We start from the raw sequence: 17,151 nt of genomic DNA, 5'->3' as shown, positions 1-17,151 counted from the left end.
GGGTGAGGCGGGCTTTCGCTACGGTCACGCCAATGACTGATTTAGGAAATCGCACAGGTTGAAAACGGTTGATTTCGTCGGGACCACATACCCTTGGCAAAACCTAGCACTGGATCGGTCATGCGCAGAAGAGGTGGGCTGACTTTTGGAGTTTCAAGCGTCGTTGCGACAGATTTTCTGAATATAAAGCACCCTGCCTGAAACTTGAATCACAAATACCCTGCCACACTTCGCGTTCTCGGGACATTTGTGATGCGCGATGTCTCAGGTTTAAGGCAGGGTGCTTTAGTGAAACATAACGTAAGCAAGGCTTGTAAGCCCGAAGACCTCATAAATCGAAGGGCTGAAAAGCCTTGCGTCGGCCGGGTAGACACAGAGTGTCCGATCTGAGCCCATTTTGCAGGATACTGCGTCGCGTACCGACGTCCAGTTTGCACATTGCTACCTGTTATCGGCTAGACCATTGTGGACTCGTAAGCCTCACCTTCTTTCGTCTCAGATATCAACCATTCGCGAAAATTTGCGATCTTAGGCTCATTCAGCCGGTCAGGCGGCAATAGCAGAAAGTATGCGAACACAAGCTGCGTGCTCAAATCCGCTGAGAAGGGGCATACAAGTCGCCCGGAAGCGATATGGTCGGCAGCCATACGGTCACCAATAAGTGCTATTCCTTCGCCGTTGAGCGCCGCGCGCACAGCCATTTCCTCTTTGGTAAAGCGTGGCCCGCTGAACGGATCGACGTCTTTCGCGCCAGCCGCCAGTAACCACGTGCGCCAGCTTCCCTCTGTTTCCTTCCAGTCGACGTGCAGCAGAGTGTGGTGAGCCAAGTCTGCAGGCGACGTCAGGCTGGGTTCGCGTGAAAGGAGCTCAGGACTGCAAACAGGCTTGGCCCCATCGCAAAAAGCCGATGTTGTTGCACGTTCGAATAGCCACCAGGACCGTAGCGAATGGCGACATCTGCTTCTCCCGATGTGATATCAATCAGTCGGTCCGTCCCATCTATGCAGACTTCAGTGCCGGGGTGCGCCCTTCGAAATCTATCAAGACGGGGTACCAGCCAAAGTGACCCGAAGCCAGGGCTCACGCTGATAGTAAGCAGGTGGTCGTCTCGTCGCGTTTCCATTTTCGTTGTGCCAGTCGCGAGCCGATCAAAGCCTTGCGTTAGGTCGGGAAGGGCGGCATCGCCCGCTGCGGTCAGGCGCAGGGACCGGGTGAGGCGGTGAAAAAGCGGTGCGCCAAGCCAGTCTTCCAGCGACTTGATCTGATGGCTAATAGCGCCGGGAGTCACGCCAAGTTCGTCAGCGGCATCTGCAAAGCTCAGATGCCGGGCTGCTGCCTCAAACGCTTGAAGGGCACGGAGGGATGGTAGTGAACGTCTCATTTCATGGATGAGAAAATCTCATGCCGAAATTGAAATCAATTCCTTTGTGAAAAACACCAATCCTCAGTATTCCTTATGCTATCGAGCAAGGGGCAAGATTTTCACCCTGCGTTGTGTGAGGGTGGCATCACAATGACAGGTGTTAAGGAAGCGCAAACGACAAAACGATCAGACTATGCGGTTGGTGTCATCTTCTTGATCGTTTCTGCTCTTGCTTTCAGCTCCACTGGTGTTTTTTCAAAAGGTGTCGAGGCCACGGCCTGGGAGGTTATCTTTTGGCGTGCTGTATTTGCATCGTTGTCCACGACAGCTTTCGTTGCGTCCCGCTCGGCACTTAGATCTGAGTTCCTTGAGATGGGGCGGGCTGGTTTGGTAGTAGGCGTCATCGGCGCCGCTGGAACCGCGGCATTGATCCCTGCGTTTAAGCTCACCGACATCGCCAATGTTGCGCTCATTTACGCAGCCGCACCGTTCATTGCAGCATTGCTCGCGTGGCGGGTGATTGGAGAAAAAGTCTCGAAACGAACAGCACTTGGTGCAGCCGCGGCTCTCGCCGGTGTGCTGATTATCGTCGCCGGATCAATCGGCAGCGTACATTTGCTGGGGGACGGACTCGCGCTGATCATGACAACGGTCATGGCATCGATCATGGTTCTGTACCGTGCAAATCCTCACACGCCAAGTTCGGGACCATCCGTCCTACAGTCGCTTTTCCTTATCCCGCTGGCCTTGCTCTTTGGTCATCCACTTCAAACAGCACCGATCGAGATCGCAATTCTTGCAGCGTTTGGTGTGTTTCACGCGATAGCGTCTGTGACTTTGGCAGAGGGCGCAAAGCGTGTACCGGCAGGACAGACCGCTTTGTTGGGTGCACTGGAAACTCCACTTGCTCCTATCCTTGCGTTTCTGATCCTCGCGGAAATACCAGCATTTGCGACCATTTTTGGTGGCGCTATTGTGCTTATTGCAGTGCTGGCATCACTGAAACCAACAGAGAGCGGTTGAACGATGGGAATGTTGATCGGTGGGGATTGGACCTGTCACGGATTTGTGCCGCTCCTTTGAACACGTAATGTGGTGCAAAGGAGATGACGAATGGCACGACGACACGAGCCGTTGCCTCACACGCAAGACCTTTTCCCCAAAACTTTGGGCGAAACTGATACGATATCTCGTAATCCTCACCATCTTTGTGGGGGCTCAGGACAACAAGCCCTACTGCATCTTCTCGGCCACTCGTTCTGGCAACCCAAATCCCGATTTTTGGGTGACCCTGGCGATATGTTCTGAATTGTCGCAACCTCTGAAGCCAGGGCACGGGGCCGCCTAAAAACTGACGAACGCGGGCGTCACCAACCAGACGAACAAAGAATATGAGGTCCCGCGATGCGACGGGACTGAGCGCCAACCTCTCCGTCTGCAGGCTCTTCGAAAAATCCATGGCGATACTGTAACATATCCCTCAAAAGACGATACCTGGCGCACCAAATCTGCACATTGCCTCGTATCAGAAAGCGTCGCGTTTTTCACCAGCATCAACCGTTTTTGCCTGCCGTCTGAAAGCCCACATTGGCGCAACCGCAGCGAATTCACACTTCGTCCGCACTGCCGAGCTTTGCGCGAACCGCATTGAAGATCAGTATTGCGCAACCCGGCCCCTTGATAGGCCTCCGAAACCAAGCCCCTTCCTGTCAAAACTGCACAACACCCCGTGAGCCGCGTCTTCCCGCAAGAACCGGGTCGCGGGTTGCGCCTCTGCCCCCTAGCCTCACCCCAAGCAGGAGGTTTATGATGACCAGAATGACCCGGATACCCGAGCCCAAACCCGATACGGCCTATCATTTCAACGTGGTGCGTCGCGCCATCGACATTATCGACGCGGCCCCCCGCCCCGGCCCTTCGCTGGAAGAGCTTGCCCGGGCGCTGCATATGAGCCCCGCGCATCTGCAACGGGTGTTCAGCCGGTGGGTCGGTGTCTCCCCCAAGCGTTATCAGCAGTATCTGACGCTGGATCATGCCAAACGCCTGCTGGCAGAGCGGTTCACGGTGTTGGATACGGTGGCGGAAACCGGTCTGTCCGGGGGCGGGCGTCTGCATGATCTGTTTCTGAGATGGGAGGCGATGAGCCCCGGCGATTACGCCCGCGGCGGCGACGGACTGATCATCCGCTATGGCTGGTTTGACAGCCCGTTCGGAGAGGCTCTGGCCATGGGCACGGAGCGCGGGCTCTGCGGCATGGGGTTCGCCTCGGAAACCGGGCGCGAGGCGGTCTTTGCCGATATGTCTGCCCGCTGGCCGAAAGCGCAATATATCAATGACCCCGCCCCGCTGGCCCAATGGGTCAGCGCCGCCTTTGGCCGCAGCGGCGAGGCCCGGCTGCATCTGATCGGCGCGCCTTTTCAGATCAAGGTCTGGGAGGCGCTGCTTTCCATCCCTTCGGGTCAGGTCACCACCTATTCCGAGATTGCCGGGGCCATCGGCAACCCCAAGGCCGTGCGCGCCGTGGGCTCAGCCATCGGCAGAAACCCGGTCAGCTGGCTGATCCCCTGCCACCGGGCGCTCAGAAAATCGGGGGCTCTGGCGGGCTATCACTGGGGTCTGCCGGTGAAACGGGCCATGCTGGCCTGGGAAAGCGCCGAACATGATAGCCGCCAAAGCGCCTGATCCGGCAGGGCGAAAACCGGCAAGTTTCCGCTACAGGCATTTTTCCCCGTTCTTCCCCCTCCAGGCCCTGATATACCTCTGTCAGAGAGGGCCGGGTGCAACCGGGCCGATACGTTTTGAAAAGAGGTCGCAGTATGACAGGTCGCAAATCCGGCATTGCCGCAATCTTCATCGCCACATTGGGCCTCAGCGCCTGTGTTCCGCAAGGCGAACCCATCGGCCAGCGCACGCAAACCGGGCTTGTCACCGGCGCGCTTGCCGGGGCCGCCCTTGGCGCCGCCGTGGACGACAATGATCGCGGGCGCGGCGCGCTGCTTGGCGCGGCAGCCGGGGCGCTTGCCGGTGGCACAATCGGCCAGATGCTGGACCGTCAGGCCCGTGATCTGCGGTCCTCCATGGCCAATGACCAGATCCGCATCGACAATACCGGTGAAGAACTGGTGGTGACCATGCCCGAGGGCATCCTGTTCGCCGTCGACAGCGCCGCGATCCGCGCCAGCCTGCAAAGCGACATCCGGGCATTGGCGCGCAACCTGCAGCAATATCCCGACACCACGGTGGATGTGGTGGGCCATACGGATGACACCGGGTCGGCCTCCTATAACCAGGATCTTTCGACCCGCCGCGCCGGCGCCGTCGCAGGTGTGATCCTTGAACAGGGCGTCGCCCCCTACCGGGTCCGCAGCTATGGACGGGGGGAAACCGCGCCGGTCGCCTCGAACAGCACACCGGAGGGTCGGCAGTTGAACCGCCGGGTCGAGATTATCATCCGCCCGGTGTCCTGATCCTGCAAAGCGGCACGAAATCCTGACCTCATCTGACCCGGCTCCCTGCGGCGCCGGGTTTTGATGGCAAGCACTTTGGCGGGGCCTGCCCGAGGCTCTTCCCTCCAGCAATTTCACACTGTCCTTCAGATTTGCGCCAGATGTGGATCGCAGTGTCCTGAAAGAATATTTCGACCTCATATTCGGGCACATCCCTGCTCCGCCCGGCGGCGCCGCCGGGCAGCGTCTGAGCCGCCCCCACGGGGCGGGCGCTTCGCTTCCTGCCCCTCGGTTCGGGCGCGGCCCTCTGCTCTGGTACAGATACCTTGCCGAATACCCGCCCGAGACGGCATCTCTGCCTCTCAATCAAGACGTCCTTTGACCAATTGCAAATTCCTCTCACCTGTCCTGACACATCCCGGCAAATCATCGCTTTAAAATTAAAGGCATCTGGCCCTAGACAACCCGCCCAACCCGGTCATATGTTTTGACCAATCGGGAGGGGTCAGGATGCCGTTTCAACGTATCGAGGCGGAAAAGCTGTCTCAATCTGTCGTGCGGCAGATTGAACAACTGATCCTGCGCGGCATCCTGCGGCCCGGCGAACGTCTGCCCTCGGAACGGGAACTCAGCGAACGGCTTGGCGTCTCGCGCCCCTCACTCCGCGAAGCCATTGCCGAATTGCAGGCCCGTGGATTGCTGGCCACCCGCGCCAGCGCCGGGATTTACGTGGCCGATGTTCTGGGCAGCGCGTTTTCCGAGGCGCTGATCCGCCTGTTTGCCGCCCATGACGAGGCGGTGTTCGATTACGTCTCGTTCCGCCGCGATCTGGAAGGGCTGGCCGCCGCCCGCGCCGCGACCCATGGCTCTGACACGGATCTGAAGGTGATCGACACGCTGTTCCACAAGATGGAAGCCGCCCATTCCAAGCGGAACCCTTCGGACGAGGCCAATCTGGACGCGGAATTTCACCTCGCCATTATCGAGGCCAGCCATAATGTCATCATGCTGCATATGATGCGGTCGATGTTCGATCTGCTGCGCGAGGGCGTGTTCTATAACCGTCAGGTGATGTTCAAACAGCGCACCACCCGCGATCTGCTGCTGGACCATCACCGCGCCATCAACGACGCGATCCAGGCCCGGGACCCCAAAGCCGCCCGCGATGCGATTATCACCCATCTGGATTATGTGGAGGATGACCTGAAAAACCAGCAGCGGGCCGAGCGCAATGAAGACATCGCCCGCCTGCGCTATCAGCATGAGCGGGCCCGCTGAGCGCATCTATAGCGTTTCGACTTTACATTGAAGCAGTAGAACGGCTTTCGCGTTTGAGCCAAAGGCGAAAGTATCCGTCTTCGGTCAAGTGTCAGTTTGGTGTCCATTCCCGGTTTTCTTTGACCAATGTGTTCGCCAGAATGATGAGTTTTCGCATGATTGTCGTCAGAGCGACTTTGGCCGGTTTGCATGCTGCGATCATGTGTTTGTAAAGGGCGCGCATGTCGGGATTGTGTCGGTTGGCGACGAGCGCCGACATGTAGAGGGCGTTTCGCAGGGGCTTCCCTGGTGGTCATAGAGGCGCATTTCACTCATATGTAACACTATACCCTGAAGAGTGTTACATTGTGAATCCTCGGTTCGAAGATCATCCCCAGGAAAAGCGAGCATTGGCTGTAGGCCCCTCCCCCGCCCCACGGGTTATCATGTAACACTATTACCCATAGTGTTACATGATGCACTTGAAACCAATGAGTATCTACAAAGATGGTCAAGGCTGTTAAGAATGTCGAACACTGTTAGAATTGGGCCTGGCCATGCGGATAACCGATTTGCACGTCAAATTTCATTCCCGGATCAAGAAAGTTCTCGGTGCCTTTGGCTTGGGAGGAATGCTACTGGCTTCCTGTGTTGGATATCCAGTTGGGCAGGCCCTTTCATACGGGCATGATCACTTTAGGCGTGCATGGCATGAACAACTATATTTCCTGGAGAATGTGTTCACTAATGTCGGCCCAGACGAGGTCATTCTATATTCCTGCGATTGGGTGACCGTCGGAAACATCGTTACCTTACAGAACCAAGAGAATTCAGGAGATACGACCGCGCGCAGCGTCGCTAATCTCCGCGTTCATTCTGTTACCTTTGAAGGGCAAAACACCTTAATACCAGAGGGTGTGGGATCGATTTCGATCCCAACGAGCTACGGTTCATTCATCATATTTAGAAGTGGCTTTTATACGTACATTTCATCCCAAACATTGATTGAACCGTTCCAGAGCGAGAACATATCAATTCATCTAAGAAACGAGCAGGGCTTAGAGCAAGAGGTATCCTTGTTCGTTCGAGCCTACCGCGTTAGCGAAACCGCTAACCAAATGGCTGACTATGGCAACCAAGTGAATGGGCCAAACGCTGAATTTCTAGGTAACGATGCTTACCAGACAGCTATGCCTGATGGGGCAATGGTCTTTGGATGGGAAGACGCGGACATTCTGATGGGTAGCGCGGCGAGTGATGCCATCTTTGGTTGGCACGGCATTGATAACATATTTGGATTTGACGGTAACGATGTTCTTGCTGGCGAGCATGACGGCGACCAACTTCATGGCGGTCGTGGCGCAGATGTTTTTTTGATCTACAGTTCGGACGCAATTCGCGGCGATGTTGACGTAGTGCATGATTTCAGCCTCCAAGAAGGTGATGTGATAAATCTTAGGCCTGTAATTTCTGCCGACGAGTGGAACGATTTGGCGGAACAAGATGATGCGGAAATCCTATATAGCAGTTTTGTCCGTGTTTCGTTCGAGGCCGATTACGTTGATATTTTGGTCGACCCGCATGGCACAGGAGAGGCGTTTCAGTCAGTTGTTAGGTTAATGTACCACGATGGTCTAACTATGAGTGACGTGAGTATTGCAGACTGGATACAAAGAGGCGTGTTGTTGGTCGGACATTGAATGGTTGCAACCGACCTTTGAATGTCACTTCACCGAATATTTCTTTCTAAAGCATGCTACTTGCATAGCCTAAAACACCCTGCCTTAAACTTGAATCACAAATGCCCTGCCACGCTTCGCGTTCCCGGGACATTTGTGATGCGCGATGTCTCAGGTTTAAGGCAGCATGCTATAGAACACATACAGCGTAACACTATTAGTAATAGTGTTACTTTTCGTATTGAAATACTCACTGCTAAAGCGTTTTCAGTTTACGTAGAAGCGTATCTGTCGCTCCCAGCTCGGTCTGGCGGCTCTTCCGGCGGCTTGGGCTGACGCATAAAAAAGACATTCAGGCCCTTGAGCAGAAGCGGGCAAAGGTTGCCCGGCAAAGGCATGTCTGGATCACGCACCGCCAGCCCTTGATGGCGCATATGCTGGAACGCATCGGCTTTCTTCCCTCTCGTGCATCGCTTGCGCGATACCCTGCCGGGCGACGGATGAGACCTGGCTCAAGACCAATATGGCCAAAACCATGGGCCGGGCACCGCGTGGCCGGCGGCTGGTTGATCATGCTCCGTTCGGGCACTGGCGCACGCAGACCTTTGTTGCGACGTCGCGCCACGACAGGCTGGATGCGCCTTCCCGGTCGGTCACGCCACCGGTTTCACTCTGCCGCGCCACCCGCGAAAGCATTGCCGTTCTGCCAGTCGCAGGGGGCGTCGCGCATCTCCAGATGCAAGCGGTCGCCGGTATAGGGATGGGCGGCGGCCACATCCTCATTCAGCTCGATCCCCAGACCGGGGGCGGCGGGGGCCTCGACAAACCCGTTTTCGACCTTCGGGCGGCCTGTGACCAGCGCATCATGGAACGGGGTTTCGATCGCCTCGACCATCAGCAGGTTCGGGCAACTGACCCCGAAATGCACATTGGCGGCCCATTCCACCGGACCGGCATAGAGATGCGGGGCCATATGCGCGTTATAGACCTCGGCCATGGCGGCGATCTTCTTGGCCTCCCATATGCCGCCGACACGGCCAAGCGCGGGTTGCAGGATCCGCGCGGCACCCTGGCGCAGCACCGGCGCGAATTCCGCCTTGGTACACAGCCGCTCCCCCGTTGCCACGGGGATCGCGGTGGCGCGCGCCACCTCGGCCATGGCGGCGCAATTGTCGGGCGGCACCGGTTCCTCGTACCAAAGCGGGTCAAACCGCTCCAACGCCTTGGCCAGACGGATTGCGCCTGCGGTCGAAAACTGCCCATGGGTGCCGAAAAGCAGATCGGCCCGGTCCCCCACCGCCGCGCGGATCCGGGTGCAATGGGCCACGGATTGCGCGATATCCGACAGCGCCGGCATATGCCCGCCGCGCATGGTGTAGGGGCCTGCGGGGTCGAATTTCACTGCGGTCCAGCCCTCTGCAACCAGGGCGGCGGCAGCCTCGGCCGCCTGATCCGGGCGGGTCCAGAACGCCGTGCCGTCATGATGCTCCATCGGGTAGAGATAGGAATAGGCGCGCAGCCGGTCATTCATCCGCCCGCCAAGCAGCGCCCAGACCGGCCGCTCCCGCGCCTTGCCCAGAATATCCCAACAGGCGATTTCAAGGCCGGAAAACGCACCGATCACTGTCGGGTCGGGCCGTTGCGTGAACCCGCTGGAATAGACCCGGCGGAACATTTTTTCGATGTCCTCGGGGCTTTCGCCCTCCATATGGCGTTCAAACACATCCGTGATGACCGCGCGCATCGCCTCTGGCCCGACAGCCGCGGCATAAACCTCGCCCAGCCCGGTGATCCCGCAGGCGGTGGTCACCCGCAGGGTCAGCCAGTACCGCCCGCCCCATCCGGGCGCTGGCGGTGCGGTGACAAAGACCTCAAGATCGGCAAGTTTCATGGCAGGGTCCTTTCCCGGCGGCTCAGACGAAAAACAGATCATGTTTCCCCGGACGGGTCCAGAGACGCGCCCGGCGACCGGTGGGGTACGGGCGTCTGCAACAGGCTTTCAGAACACAATCACATTGCGGCGCGCCTTGCCCGCCCTGGTATCGGCAATCGCCTCATTGATCTGGTCCAGTGACCAGCGGCCCGAGATCAGCTCATCCAGTTTCAGCCGCCCCTGGCCGTACAGCTCCACCATCCAGGGAATATCCCGTTTCAGCACCACCTCCCCCATCAGCGCGCCGCGCATCCCCTGCCCGGTCGCGGCGATGATCACCGGCTCATAGCTGGAACTTTGCCCCGAATGCGGCATCCCCACCGCATAGACCGTGCCCCCGGGGCCAGCAGGTGCAGCGCCACATCATAGGCCGGGATGGCGCCGACCGAGACCAGCACATGATCGGCCCCGCGCCCAGCCGTCAGTGCGCGCACCGCCTTCCAGGGTTTCGGATCGCTTGCCAGCACGCCATCGGTGGCGCCGAAAGTCTTGGCATCCTCCAGTTTCGAAGGCTCCAGATCCATCACGATGATCTTCGCCGCACCGGCGATATAGGCCCCTTGTATCGCGTTCAGCCCCACGCCGCCCGCGCCGATCACCACCACATTATCCCCCGGGCGAATGCCCGCCGTATTCACCGCCGCACCCACACCCGTGGGCACGCCACAGGCCAGCAGACAGGCCGCATCGGGCGACAGGCCCCCCACCGGCGCGATCTGGCTTTGGTCGACCACCACCTTTTCGGCGAAACCCGCGCATTTCAGGCCCTTGGTCAGCGCTGTGCCATCCCCGGCGGTCAGGGTCGGTGTGACCGGCTCGGATGAACTGCAATAGACCGGCGCGCCCGAGGCACAATCCACGCATGTGCCGCAGGCCCGGATCAGGGTCACGATGACCCTTGCGCCGGTCTCAAGACCGCTGACCCCGGGGCCGATGCCGGTGACGATCCCGGCGGCCTCATGGCCGTAGACCGCAGGCAGATCCCCGCCCCAACCACCGTCGATGAACGAGATGTCGGAATGGCAGATCGCCACCGCCTCCAGCGTCACCTCGACCTCGCCAAATGCGGGCGCCCGCAGGGTTACCTCTTCGATGGACAGCGGGTCGCCAAAGGCATGGCAGATGGCGGCTTTGATCTTGGTCACGGATATGTCTCCCTGGACTTTCGCGTGACATTGGAAGCGGTTTGCCCCACCCGCAAGCCCAATCGCGGCGTAAACCGCCCGTTTCCGTCATCGGGATGTGGGTGGGATATTCGGGCATAGGCTGTACCACCTCGCCCGGCGGCACCGCCGGGCAGCGTCTGAGCCGCCCCCACGGGGCGCGGGCGCTTCTCGCCCACCCCTCGGTTCGGGCGATGCCCTCTGCCTGTGTCTGTACGGCCCACCCGCCGGGCGAAGCTTGCAGCAGGCCCCGAAACATCGGACAAGGGCCGGAACGGAGGGTTCCATGAACAGTATCGCACTTGGCGACACCCATCTGCATTTCCGCGAAGACGGCGACCCGGGCGGCCCGCCGGTCGTGTTCGCCAATGCGCTTGGCACCGATCTGCGGCTCTGGGACGATATCATCGCCCGCCTGCCCGGCTCTCTGCGCCTGATCCGCTATGACAAGCGCGGCCATGGCCTGTCGGGCTGCCCGCCCGGCCCGTACACGATGGGCGCGCTGGTCCGCGATGCCGAACACCTGCTGGACGCGCTGAATATCCGCGACTGCGTCTTTGTCGGCCTCTCCATCGGCGGGATGATCGCCCAGGGGCTTGCGGCCAAACGGCTTGATCTGGTGCGCGCCCTTGTCCTGTCGAACACCGCCCCCAAAATCGGCACCCGCGCCCTGTGGGAGGATCGGATCGCCATGGTCGAAGATCAGGGGCTCAAGGCGATGTCGGGCGCGATCATGGACCGCTGGTTCAGCAAATCCTTCCGCAACAGCCCCGCGACCCCCCCTGGCAGCGCATGCTGGAGACCACGGATGCGGCGGGTTATGCGGGATGCTGCGCCGCGGTTGCGGGCAGTGATTTCTACACCCCCACCGCCACCCTGCGCCTGCCGACCCTGGTCATCGCCGGGTCCGAGGATGCCTCCACCCCGCCGGATCTGATCCGCGAACTGGCCGCCCTGATCCCCGGCGCCCGGTATGAGATGATCCGCGGTGCGGGCCATCTGCCCTGTATCGAGGCACCGGAAACCTATGCCGCCCTTCTGAGTGATTTCCTGACCGGTCAGGGTGTGATCGGGGCCGCGTCATGAGCGTCTCTGCCTTTGACAGCCCGCTTTACCGCGACCTGTTCACCGACCGGGAGACCGCCCGGCTGTTCACCGACAGCGCCGAGATACGCGCCATGCTGCTGGTCGAAGGCGCGCTGGCCAGGGCCCAGGGCGCGCTTGGCCTGATCCCGGCCGAGGCGGGCGCGGCCATCCATCGCGCCAGCCTTGAGGTGCAGATCGACCCCGCCGCACTGGCCGGTGCGACCGGCGAAAACGGGGTGCCGATCCCCGGCCTTCTGACCGCCTTTCGCGCCGAAATCGGCGATCCGCAAACCGCCCGATACCTCCATTGGGGGGCCACATCACAAGACATCATCGACACCGCGCTTGCCCTGCGCCTGCGACAGGCCCTGAGCAGGATCAACGGGGAGGCATCCCGTCTGGCCCGGGCGCTGGCCGATCTGGCCGAAACCCATGCGGAAACCCCGATGGCGGGCCGCACCTATGGCCAGCATGCCACGCCCACCAGTTTCGGGGCGGTGGCGGCCAGTTGGGGCCGCCCGATCCTGTCCCATCAGACGCGGCTGGAAGCGCTGCGGCCCGGGCTTTTGTCGGTCTCCCTGTCCGGGGCGGCGGGCACCGGCGCGGCCTTCGGGCCAGACCTTCCCGCCCTGCGACAGGCGCTGGCCGATGCGCTTGACCTCACCTGCCCGCCCGGCTCCTGGCACAGCCAGCGCGACAATATCGCCGCCCTGGCCGGATGGCTGACCGGGCTCACCGGATCCTGCGGCAAGATCGGCGAGGATCTGATCCTGCTGACCCAGACCGATATTGCCGAGGTCACATTGGGCCGCACCGGCACCTCCTCCACCATGCCGCAGAAACAGAATCCTGTCGGCGCTTCGGTTCTGGTGGCTCTGGCGCGTCACAACATTGCGCTGAACGGGGCGATGCAATCGGCTCTGCTGCACCGGCAGGACCGGGATGGCGCCGCCTGGTTCACCGAATGGCTTTCCCTGCCGCCGATGATCATGGGCGCGGCGAAGGCGGTTGCCCTGGCCGCCGATCTTGCAGAAACCCTGCAACCGAATCTGGCCCGCATGGCGGCGAATATGGCCGGCAATCTTGATCTGATCCATGCAGAGATGCTCAGCCAGGCCCTGTCCACTGTCATGACAATCCCGGAGTCAAAAAACAAAATCAAAGTATTATGCGAGGAAGCTAAGGTCACGCAAACAGCGCTGACCACGCTTGTCGCCCGTGATTTTCCGGGGCTTGATCTCGCCGAAACGCTCAACCCCGGCACCTTGTTGGGCCACGCTCCGGCAGAGGCCCGCGCCTTTGCCGATACTGTCCGCAAGCGCCAAGGCTGACCGGCGACACAAGATGATTGCCGGGTCCCGCCCGCCCCGTTATAGCTTTTCGGATTTTACCCGAAACGCTTCAGGGTGATTTTCTGTCCCCCCCGGGCACCCTATCGGACCTAATCCATGCGCAACCGGCTGCCCCTTGTCTTCATCCTGATCACTGTGGCCTTTGACGCCATGGGCATCGGCCTGATCTTCCCGGTGATGCCCGATCTGATCCGCTCGGTCCGCAGCGCCGATCTGGCCAATGCGGCGCTTTGGGGCGGTATCCTGTCGGCCGCCTATGCGGTGATGCAATTCGCCTTCTCCCCCACACTTGGCAATCTCAGCGACAGGTTCGGGCGCCGCCCGGTCCTGCTGGTCTCGATGGCGGTGATGGCACTGGATTATGCGGTAATGGCGGTTGCGGGCACCATCTGGCTGCTGCTGGCAGGCCGGATTGTTGCCGGGGTCGCGGCAGCCACCCAATCCACCGCGATGGCCTATATGGCCGACATCACCAAACCTGACAAACGCGCCCAGAATTTCGGCCTGATCTCGGCCGGGTTCGGGGTCGGGTTTATCCTTGGCCCGGTCATCGGCGGGTTGTTGGGCGGGCTTGATCCGCGCGCGCCCTTTGTCGTGGCCGCCTTTCTGGCCGTGATCAATTTTGCCTTTGGCTATATCGTGCTGCCGGAATCCCTGAGCCCGGAAAAGCGCCGGTCCTTTCAGTGGCGTCGCGCCAACCCTCTTGGAGGATTGCAATATATCGGAAAACTTCCAGGCGTTAAAATCCTGCTGATTGTCATGTTTTCCTATCAGATTTCCAACTTTGTCTATCCTGTGATCTGGGCCTATTACACACAGGCCGCCTTTGGCTGGAGCACGGGTCAAATCGGCCTGTCCCTTGCCGGTTATGGCCTGTCGGTTGCCCTGGTTCAGGGGCTGCTGATCCGGGTGATCCTGCCGGTTCTGGGGGAAAGCCGGGCGGTTTTCTGGGGGTTGCTTCTCAACATGGCCTGTCTGGTCGGGTATGGTCTGGCCAGCGCGGGCTGGATGATCTGGGTGCTGTTGCCGATCTCGGCCCTTGGCGCGATTGTGGCCCCGGCGATGCAGGCGCTTATGTCGCGCAGGGCCGGGCCGGATCAGCAGGGCGAATTGCAGGGCGTGCTGGCCTCGCTTGGGGCGCTGTCGATGATCATCTCGCCCCTAGTGATGACACAGGCGTTTTTCTGGTTCACCCGCGCGGGCGCCGACCCGGCCCTGCCCGGCGCGCCCTTCCTGCTGTCGGCGGTTCTGATGCTGGCCGGTTTCACGATATTCGCGTTTGGGTCCCGCCGGGCCGGGGCGGATGGCGATGTTCAGTCCGGCCCGTCCGACAAGACCTCTGCATAAAGCGCGGCATCCACATTGCCGCCCGATGCGGTGACAATCACCGTATCACCCGCCAGCGCCGCCCCGTGATAGAGCGCCGCCGCAAGCGCCACCGCGCCACCGGGTTCCAGCACCAGTTTCAGCCGCAGGAACGCCGCCCGCATCGCCGCGCGCACCTCGGCATCGCTGACGACCAGCCCCGGGCCGCAGCGCGCCGCCATGACCGGAAAGGTGATCTGCCCCGGAGACGGGGTGAGGATCGCATCGCAAAACCCTGATTCTGTACCGGTATTCGCAACGATCCGACCCGCCGCCAGGGACCGGGCCGTATCATCGAACCCCTCGGGTTCCACCGGTCTGACCCGCATGGCCGGCGCATGGGCCTGCAACGCCAGGGCAATGCCCGAGGTCAGCCCGCCACCGCCGCAACAGGTCAGAACCTCGGCCCCGGTCACGCCGATCCCGGCGGCCTGTTCGGCAATTTCCAGCCCGCAGGTGCCCTGCCCGGCAATCACCAGCGGCTCATCAAACGGTTTGATCAGGGTCAGCCCCCGTTCACCCTGCATCCGCGCGCCGATCTCATTGCGATCCTCGCCACCGGCGCGGTCATACAGCACCACCTCGGCGCCAAGCCCGCGGGTGTTGTCGATCTTCAGCGCCGGGGCATCTGCGGGCATGATGATGGTGGCGGGCACCCCGTGCAGCCGGGCGGCAAGGGCCACCCCCTGGGCATGATTGCCCGAGGAAAACGCCAGCACGCCCTTTGCCCGCACCGATGGCTCCAGCCCCGACAAAGCCGACCAGCCGCCGCGAAACTTGAAACTGCCCGTATGTTGCAGGCATTCCGCCTTCACCAGCACCTGCCGCCCGGCCATCTCGTCCAGAAACGGCGAGGACAAAAGCGGCGTGCGCCGCACATGGCCCCGGGCCCGTTCGGCGGCGGCCTCGATCATCGCAATATCGCTCATGAGACCTGATCCAGAAACTCGAAGATCAGCACCACGGCGCCCGGTTCATCCAGAAACGGCACATGCCCCCGGTCGGGGATCTCTGCAAACAGCATATCGGGGCGGCGGCGGCGCATCTCGGCAGTGCTATCCCCCGACAGAAGGTTGGAATTGGCCGCCCGGATCAACCCAAGCGGCAGCCCTTCCAGCGCATCGAACAGGGGCCAGAGATCCGGCGCCGGCTTGCTGGTGTCGAATGCGGGCGCCACCGCCTCGCGCAGGCGCGGGTCATAGCGCAGATGCAACCTGCCCCCCTCTTCGCGCCACAGGCGACGGGCCATGGCGGCCCAGGTTTCCGCCGGCACATTCCGGAAATCCGGCGCGTTGGCCCCGGGCAGGGCCGCGGCGGCCTCTGCCAGGCTGCCATAGGCGGGCGGGCGCCCGATATACTCCATGATCAGGTCCAGCCCTGCGGTGTCGATCACCGGGCCCACATCGTTCAGAATGACCCCTGACAGCCGGTCCTTCGCCGTCGCGGCCAGCATCATCGCCACCAGCCCACCACGGGAGGTGCCCAGAATGGACACCTTATCGAGCCCCAGATGATCCAGCAGGCTCAGCACATCCTGCGCCTCCTGCGGGACGGTGTAACTGCCCGGGTCCGGCGCATAATCCGAGGCCCCCCGGCCCCGGAAATCCATCGTGATGATCCGCGCCCGATCTGAAAACGCCTCCAGAACCGGTTCAAAATCCTCCATATTCCGGGTCAGGCCGGGCAGGCATAGCAGCGGCACACCGGTCCCCTGATCCGCATAGGCAAGCTGCAAGCCGTCCCTGGCCGTCACATGGCGGATCATTGCGCAAACCTTGCGGCGATATCGGGCACATCGGTCAGATCACCGGAAATCTGGCTTGGCGAACCCGGAAGCCGGTCCTGCGGTTCCCCCATGCGGTTCACCCAAAGCACATGAAACCCGTATGACCCGGCCGAGGCCGCATCCCATCCGTTTGAAGAGACGAACAATACCTCGTCCTTCGCCACATCCATATGTTTTTCCACCAGCCCGTAAACCCGGGCATCGGGCTTGAAGATACCTTCCTCTTCCACGCTCAGAACCGCATCCAGCATCCCGCCGATCCCGGCACTGTCCACGGCGGCCTCCAGCATCCGGGGGAGCCATTGGACAGGATCGCATTCCGCATCCCGCCCTGTTTCAGCTTTTGCAGCATTTCGGGCACTTCCGGATAGGCCGGAAGCGTCCAGTAGAGACCCAACAGACGTTCCCGCAGGGCCGGATCGGCCTGATCCGTGACATCCAGCGCCCAATCCAGCGCATCCTGCGTCACCTGCCAGAAATCCACATGTTCGCGGGTGATCGCCCTGAGCCAGGAATACTGAAGCTGCTTGTTCCGCCAATGGCTGGACACTTGCTGCCAGACGGCGGCAAACCCTTCCAGCCCGTCTTCCTCGGCCAGTTTGCGGGCCGCTGCATTTACATCGAACAACGTTCCATAAGCATCGAAAATACAAGTCGAAATTGGCATCTGTACGGCCTCTTCTTCAGAGCATTCTGCGGTCTCATCAACACGGTTCAGCAC

Annotated in this window: 12 protein-coding genes and 6 pseudogenes; 9 read left to right on the top strand and 9 right to left on the bottom strand. The window is 60.9% G+C overall.

The genetic code is table 11. The features are described from left to right. Positions 1-455: 455 nt before the first annotated feature. Together E2K80_RS19420 and E2K80_RS20005 are read right to left on the bottom strand one after the other, a co-directional pair. The gene (locus E2K80_RS19420) at positions 456-971 is read right to left on the bottom strand and encodes a LysR substrate-binding domain-containing protein (RefSeq protein ID WP_135372733.1); all 516 of its coding nucleotides are present in this window, start codon (positions 969-971) and stop codon (positions 456-458) included. Beyond that, positions 908-1,381, bottom strand: a pseudogene (locus E2K80_RS20005) (LysR family transcriptional regulator); the annotation flags it as partial. The pseudogene E2K80_RS20005 and the gene E2K80_RS19420, both read right to left, overlap by 64 nt. Before the next feature lie 132 nt (positions 1,382-1,513). Between E2K80_RS20005 and E2K80_RS03250 the strand changes: the two are divergent. Continuing rightward, positions 1,514-2,386 carry a DMT family transporter gene (locus tag E2K80_RS03250; RefSeq protein ID WP_168193086.1) on the top strand — a complete coding sequence of 291 codons (873 nt, stop codon included), beginning with the start codon at positions 1,514-1,516 and terminating at the stop codon, positions 2,384-2,386. On the opposite strand, the gene E2K80_RS20000 is transcribed toward E2K80_RS03250, so the two are convergent. Then, positions 2,343-2,822, bottom strand: a complete 480-nt coding sequence (locus E2K80_RS20000) for a GNAT family N-acetyltransferase (protein WP_135372727.1) — start codon at positions 2,820-2,822, stop codon at positions 2,343-2,345. The genes E2K80_RS03250 and E2K80_RS20000 overlap by 44 nt on opposite strands. Positions 2,823-3,172: 350 nt before the next feature. On the opposite strand from E2K80_RS20000, the gene E2K80_RS03240 reads away from it, so the two are divergent. The 3 genes from E2K80_RS03240 to E2K80_RS03230 all read left to right on the top strand — a co-directional run bounded on the left by E2K80_RS03240 (position 3,173) and on the right by E2K80_RS03230 (position 6,087). After that, positions 3,173-4,045, top strand: a complete 873-nt coding sequence (locus E2K80_RS03240; protein ID WP_135372725.1) for a methylated-DNA--[protein]-cysteine S-methyltransferase — start codon at positions 3,173-3,175, stop codon at positions 4,043-4,045. A gap of 134 nt (positions 4,046-4,179) precedes the next feature. Further along, positions 4,180-4,830 carry an OmpA family protein gene (locus E2K80_RS03235; RefSeq protein WP_135372723.1) on the top strand — a complete coding sequence of 217 codons (651 nt, stop codon included), beginning with the start codon at positions 4,180-4,182 and terminating at the stop codon, positions 4,828-4,830. Positions 4,831-5,319: 489 nt separating this feature from the next. Continuing rightward, positions 5,320-6,087, top strand: coding sequence for an FCD domain-containing protein (locus tag E2K80_RS03230; protein WP_135372721.1), 768 nt, complete (start codon positions 5,320-5,322; stop codon positions 6,085-6,087). 91 nt (positions 6,088-6,178) lie between these two features. On the opposite strand, the pseudogene E2K80_RS19035 reads toward E2K80_RS03230, so the two are convergent. Further along, positions 6,179-6,364: pseudogene (locus E2K80_RS19035) on the bottom strand (IS110 family transposase); the annotation flags it as partial. Positions 6,365-6,623: 259 nt separating this feature from the next. On the opposite strand from E2K80_RS19035, the gene E2K80_RS03225 reads away from it, so the two are divergent. Continuing rightward, positions 6,624-7,766 carry a type I secretion C-terminal target domain-containing protein gene (locus E2K80_RS03225; RefSeq protein ID WP_135372719.1) on the top strand — a complete coding sequence of 381 codons (1,143 nt, stop codon included), beginning with the start codon at positions 6,624-6,626 and terminating at the stop codon, positions 7,764-7,766. Between the two features lie 646 nt (positions 7,767-8,412). On the opposite strand, the gene E2K80_RS03220 is transcribed toward E2K80_RS03225, so the two are convergent. Next, entirely contained in the window at positions 8,413-9,636 is a 1,224-nt protein-coding gene (locus tag E2K80_RS03220) for a mandelate racemase/muconate lactonizing enzyme family protein (RefSeq protein ID WP_135372717.1), read from the bottom strand. A gap of 108 nt (positions 9,637-9,744) precedes the next feature. Beyond that, positions 9,745-10,823: pseudogene (locus E2K80_RS03215) on the bottom strand (zinc-binding dehydrogenase). A gap of 304 nt (positions 10,824-11,127) precedes the next feature. Between E2K80_RS03215 and E2K80_RS03210 the strand changes: the two are divergent. The 4 genes and pseudogenes from E2K80_RS03210 to E2K80_RS03200 form a co-directional block, all read left to right on the top strand. Next, positions 11,128-11,655, top strand: a pseudogene (locus tag E2K80_RS03210) (alpha/beta fold hydrolase); the annotation flags it as partial. Further along, positions 11,634-11,816: pseudogene (locus tag E2K80_RS19410) on the top strand (3-oxoadipate enol-lactonase); the annotation flags it as partial. The pseudogenes E2K80_RS03210 and E2K80_RS19410, both read left to right, overlap by 22 nt. 107 nt (positions 11,817-11,923) lie before the next feature. Next, positions 11,924-13,258 (top strand): lyase family protein, encoded by a 1,335-nt coding sequence (locus E2K80_RS03205; RefSeq protein ID WP_135372715.1) that lies wholly within the window; start codon positions 11,924-11,926, stop codon positions 13,256-13,258. Positions 13,259-13,375: 117 nt separating this feature from the next. Further along, positions 13,376-14,626 carry a TCR/Tet family MFS transporter gene (locus tag E2K80_RS03200; protein WP_135372713.1) on the top strand — a complete coding sequence of 417 codons (1,251 nt, stop codon included), beginning with the start codon at positions 13,376-13,378 and terminating at the stop codon, positions 14,624-14,626. On the opposite strand, the gene E2K80_RS03195 is transcribed toward E2K80_RS03200, so the two are convergent. The 3 genes and pseudogenes from E2K80_RS03195 to E2K80_RS03185 form a co-directional block, all read right to left on the bottom strand. Beyond that, positions 14,593-15,573, bottom strand: a complete 981-nt coding sequence (locus E2K80_RS03195) for a threonine ammonia-lyase (protein WP_135372711.1) — start codon at positions 15,571-15,573, stop codon at positions 14,593-14,595. The two genes, E2K80_RS03200 and E2K80_RS03195, sit on opposite strands and share 34 nt — an antisense overlap. Next, complete coding sequence (locus E2K80_RS03190) at positions 15,570-16,409, bottom strand: alpha/beta fold hydrolase (protein WP_135372709.1); 840 nt, start codon at positions 16,407-16,409, stop codon at positions 15,570-15,572. The genes E2K80_RS03195 and E2K80_RS03190 overlap by 4 nt, the downstream gene beginning before the upstream one ends. After that, positions 16,406-17,097 (bottom strand): annotated as a pseudogene (locus E2K80_RS03185) (haloacid dehalogenase type II). The gene E2K80_RS03190 and the pseudogene E2K80_RS03185 overlap by 4 nt, the downstream one beginning before the upstream one ends. Positions 17,098-17,151 lie beyond the last annotated feature (54 nt).

It is taken from the genome of Rhodophyticola sp. CCM32 (assembly GCF_004751985.1).
In the GTDB taxonomy this organism is placed as follows: domain Bacteria; phylum Pseudomonadota; class Alphaproteobacteria; order Rhodobacterales; family Rhodobacteraceae; genus Rhodophyticola.
Note: the sequence above shows the minus strand (reverse complement) of the source record. Positions and strands in the feature narration are given on the sequence as shown.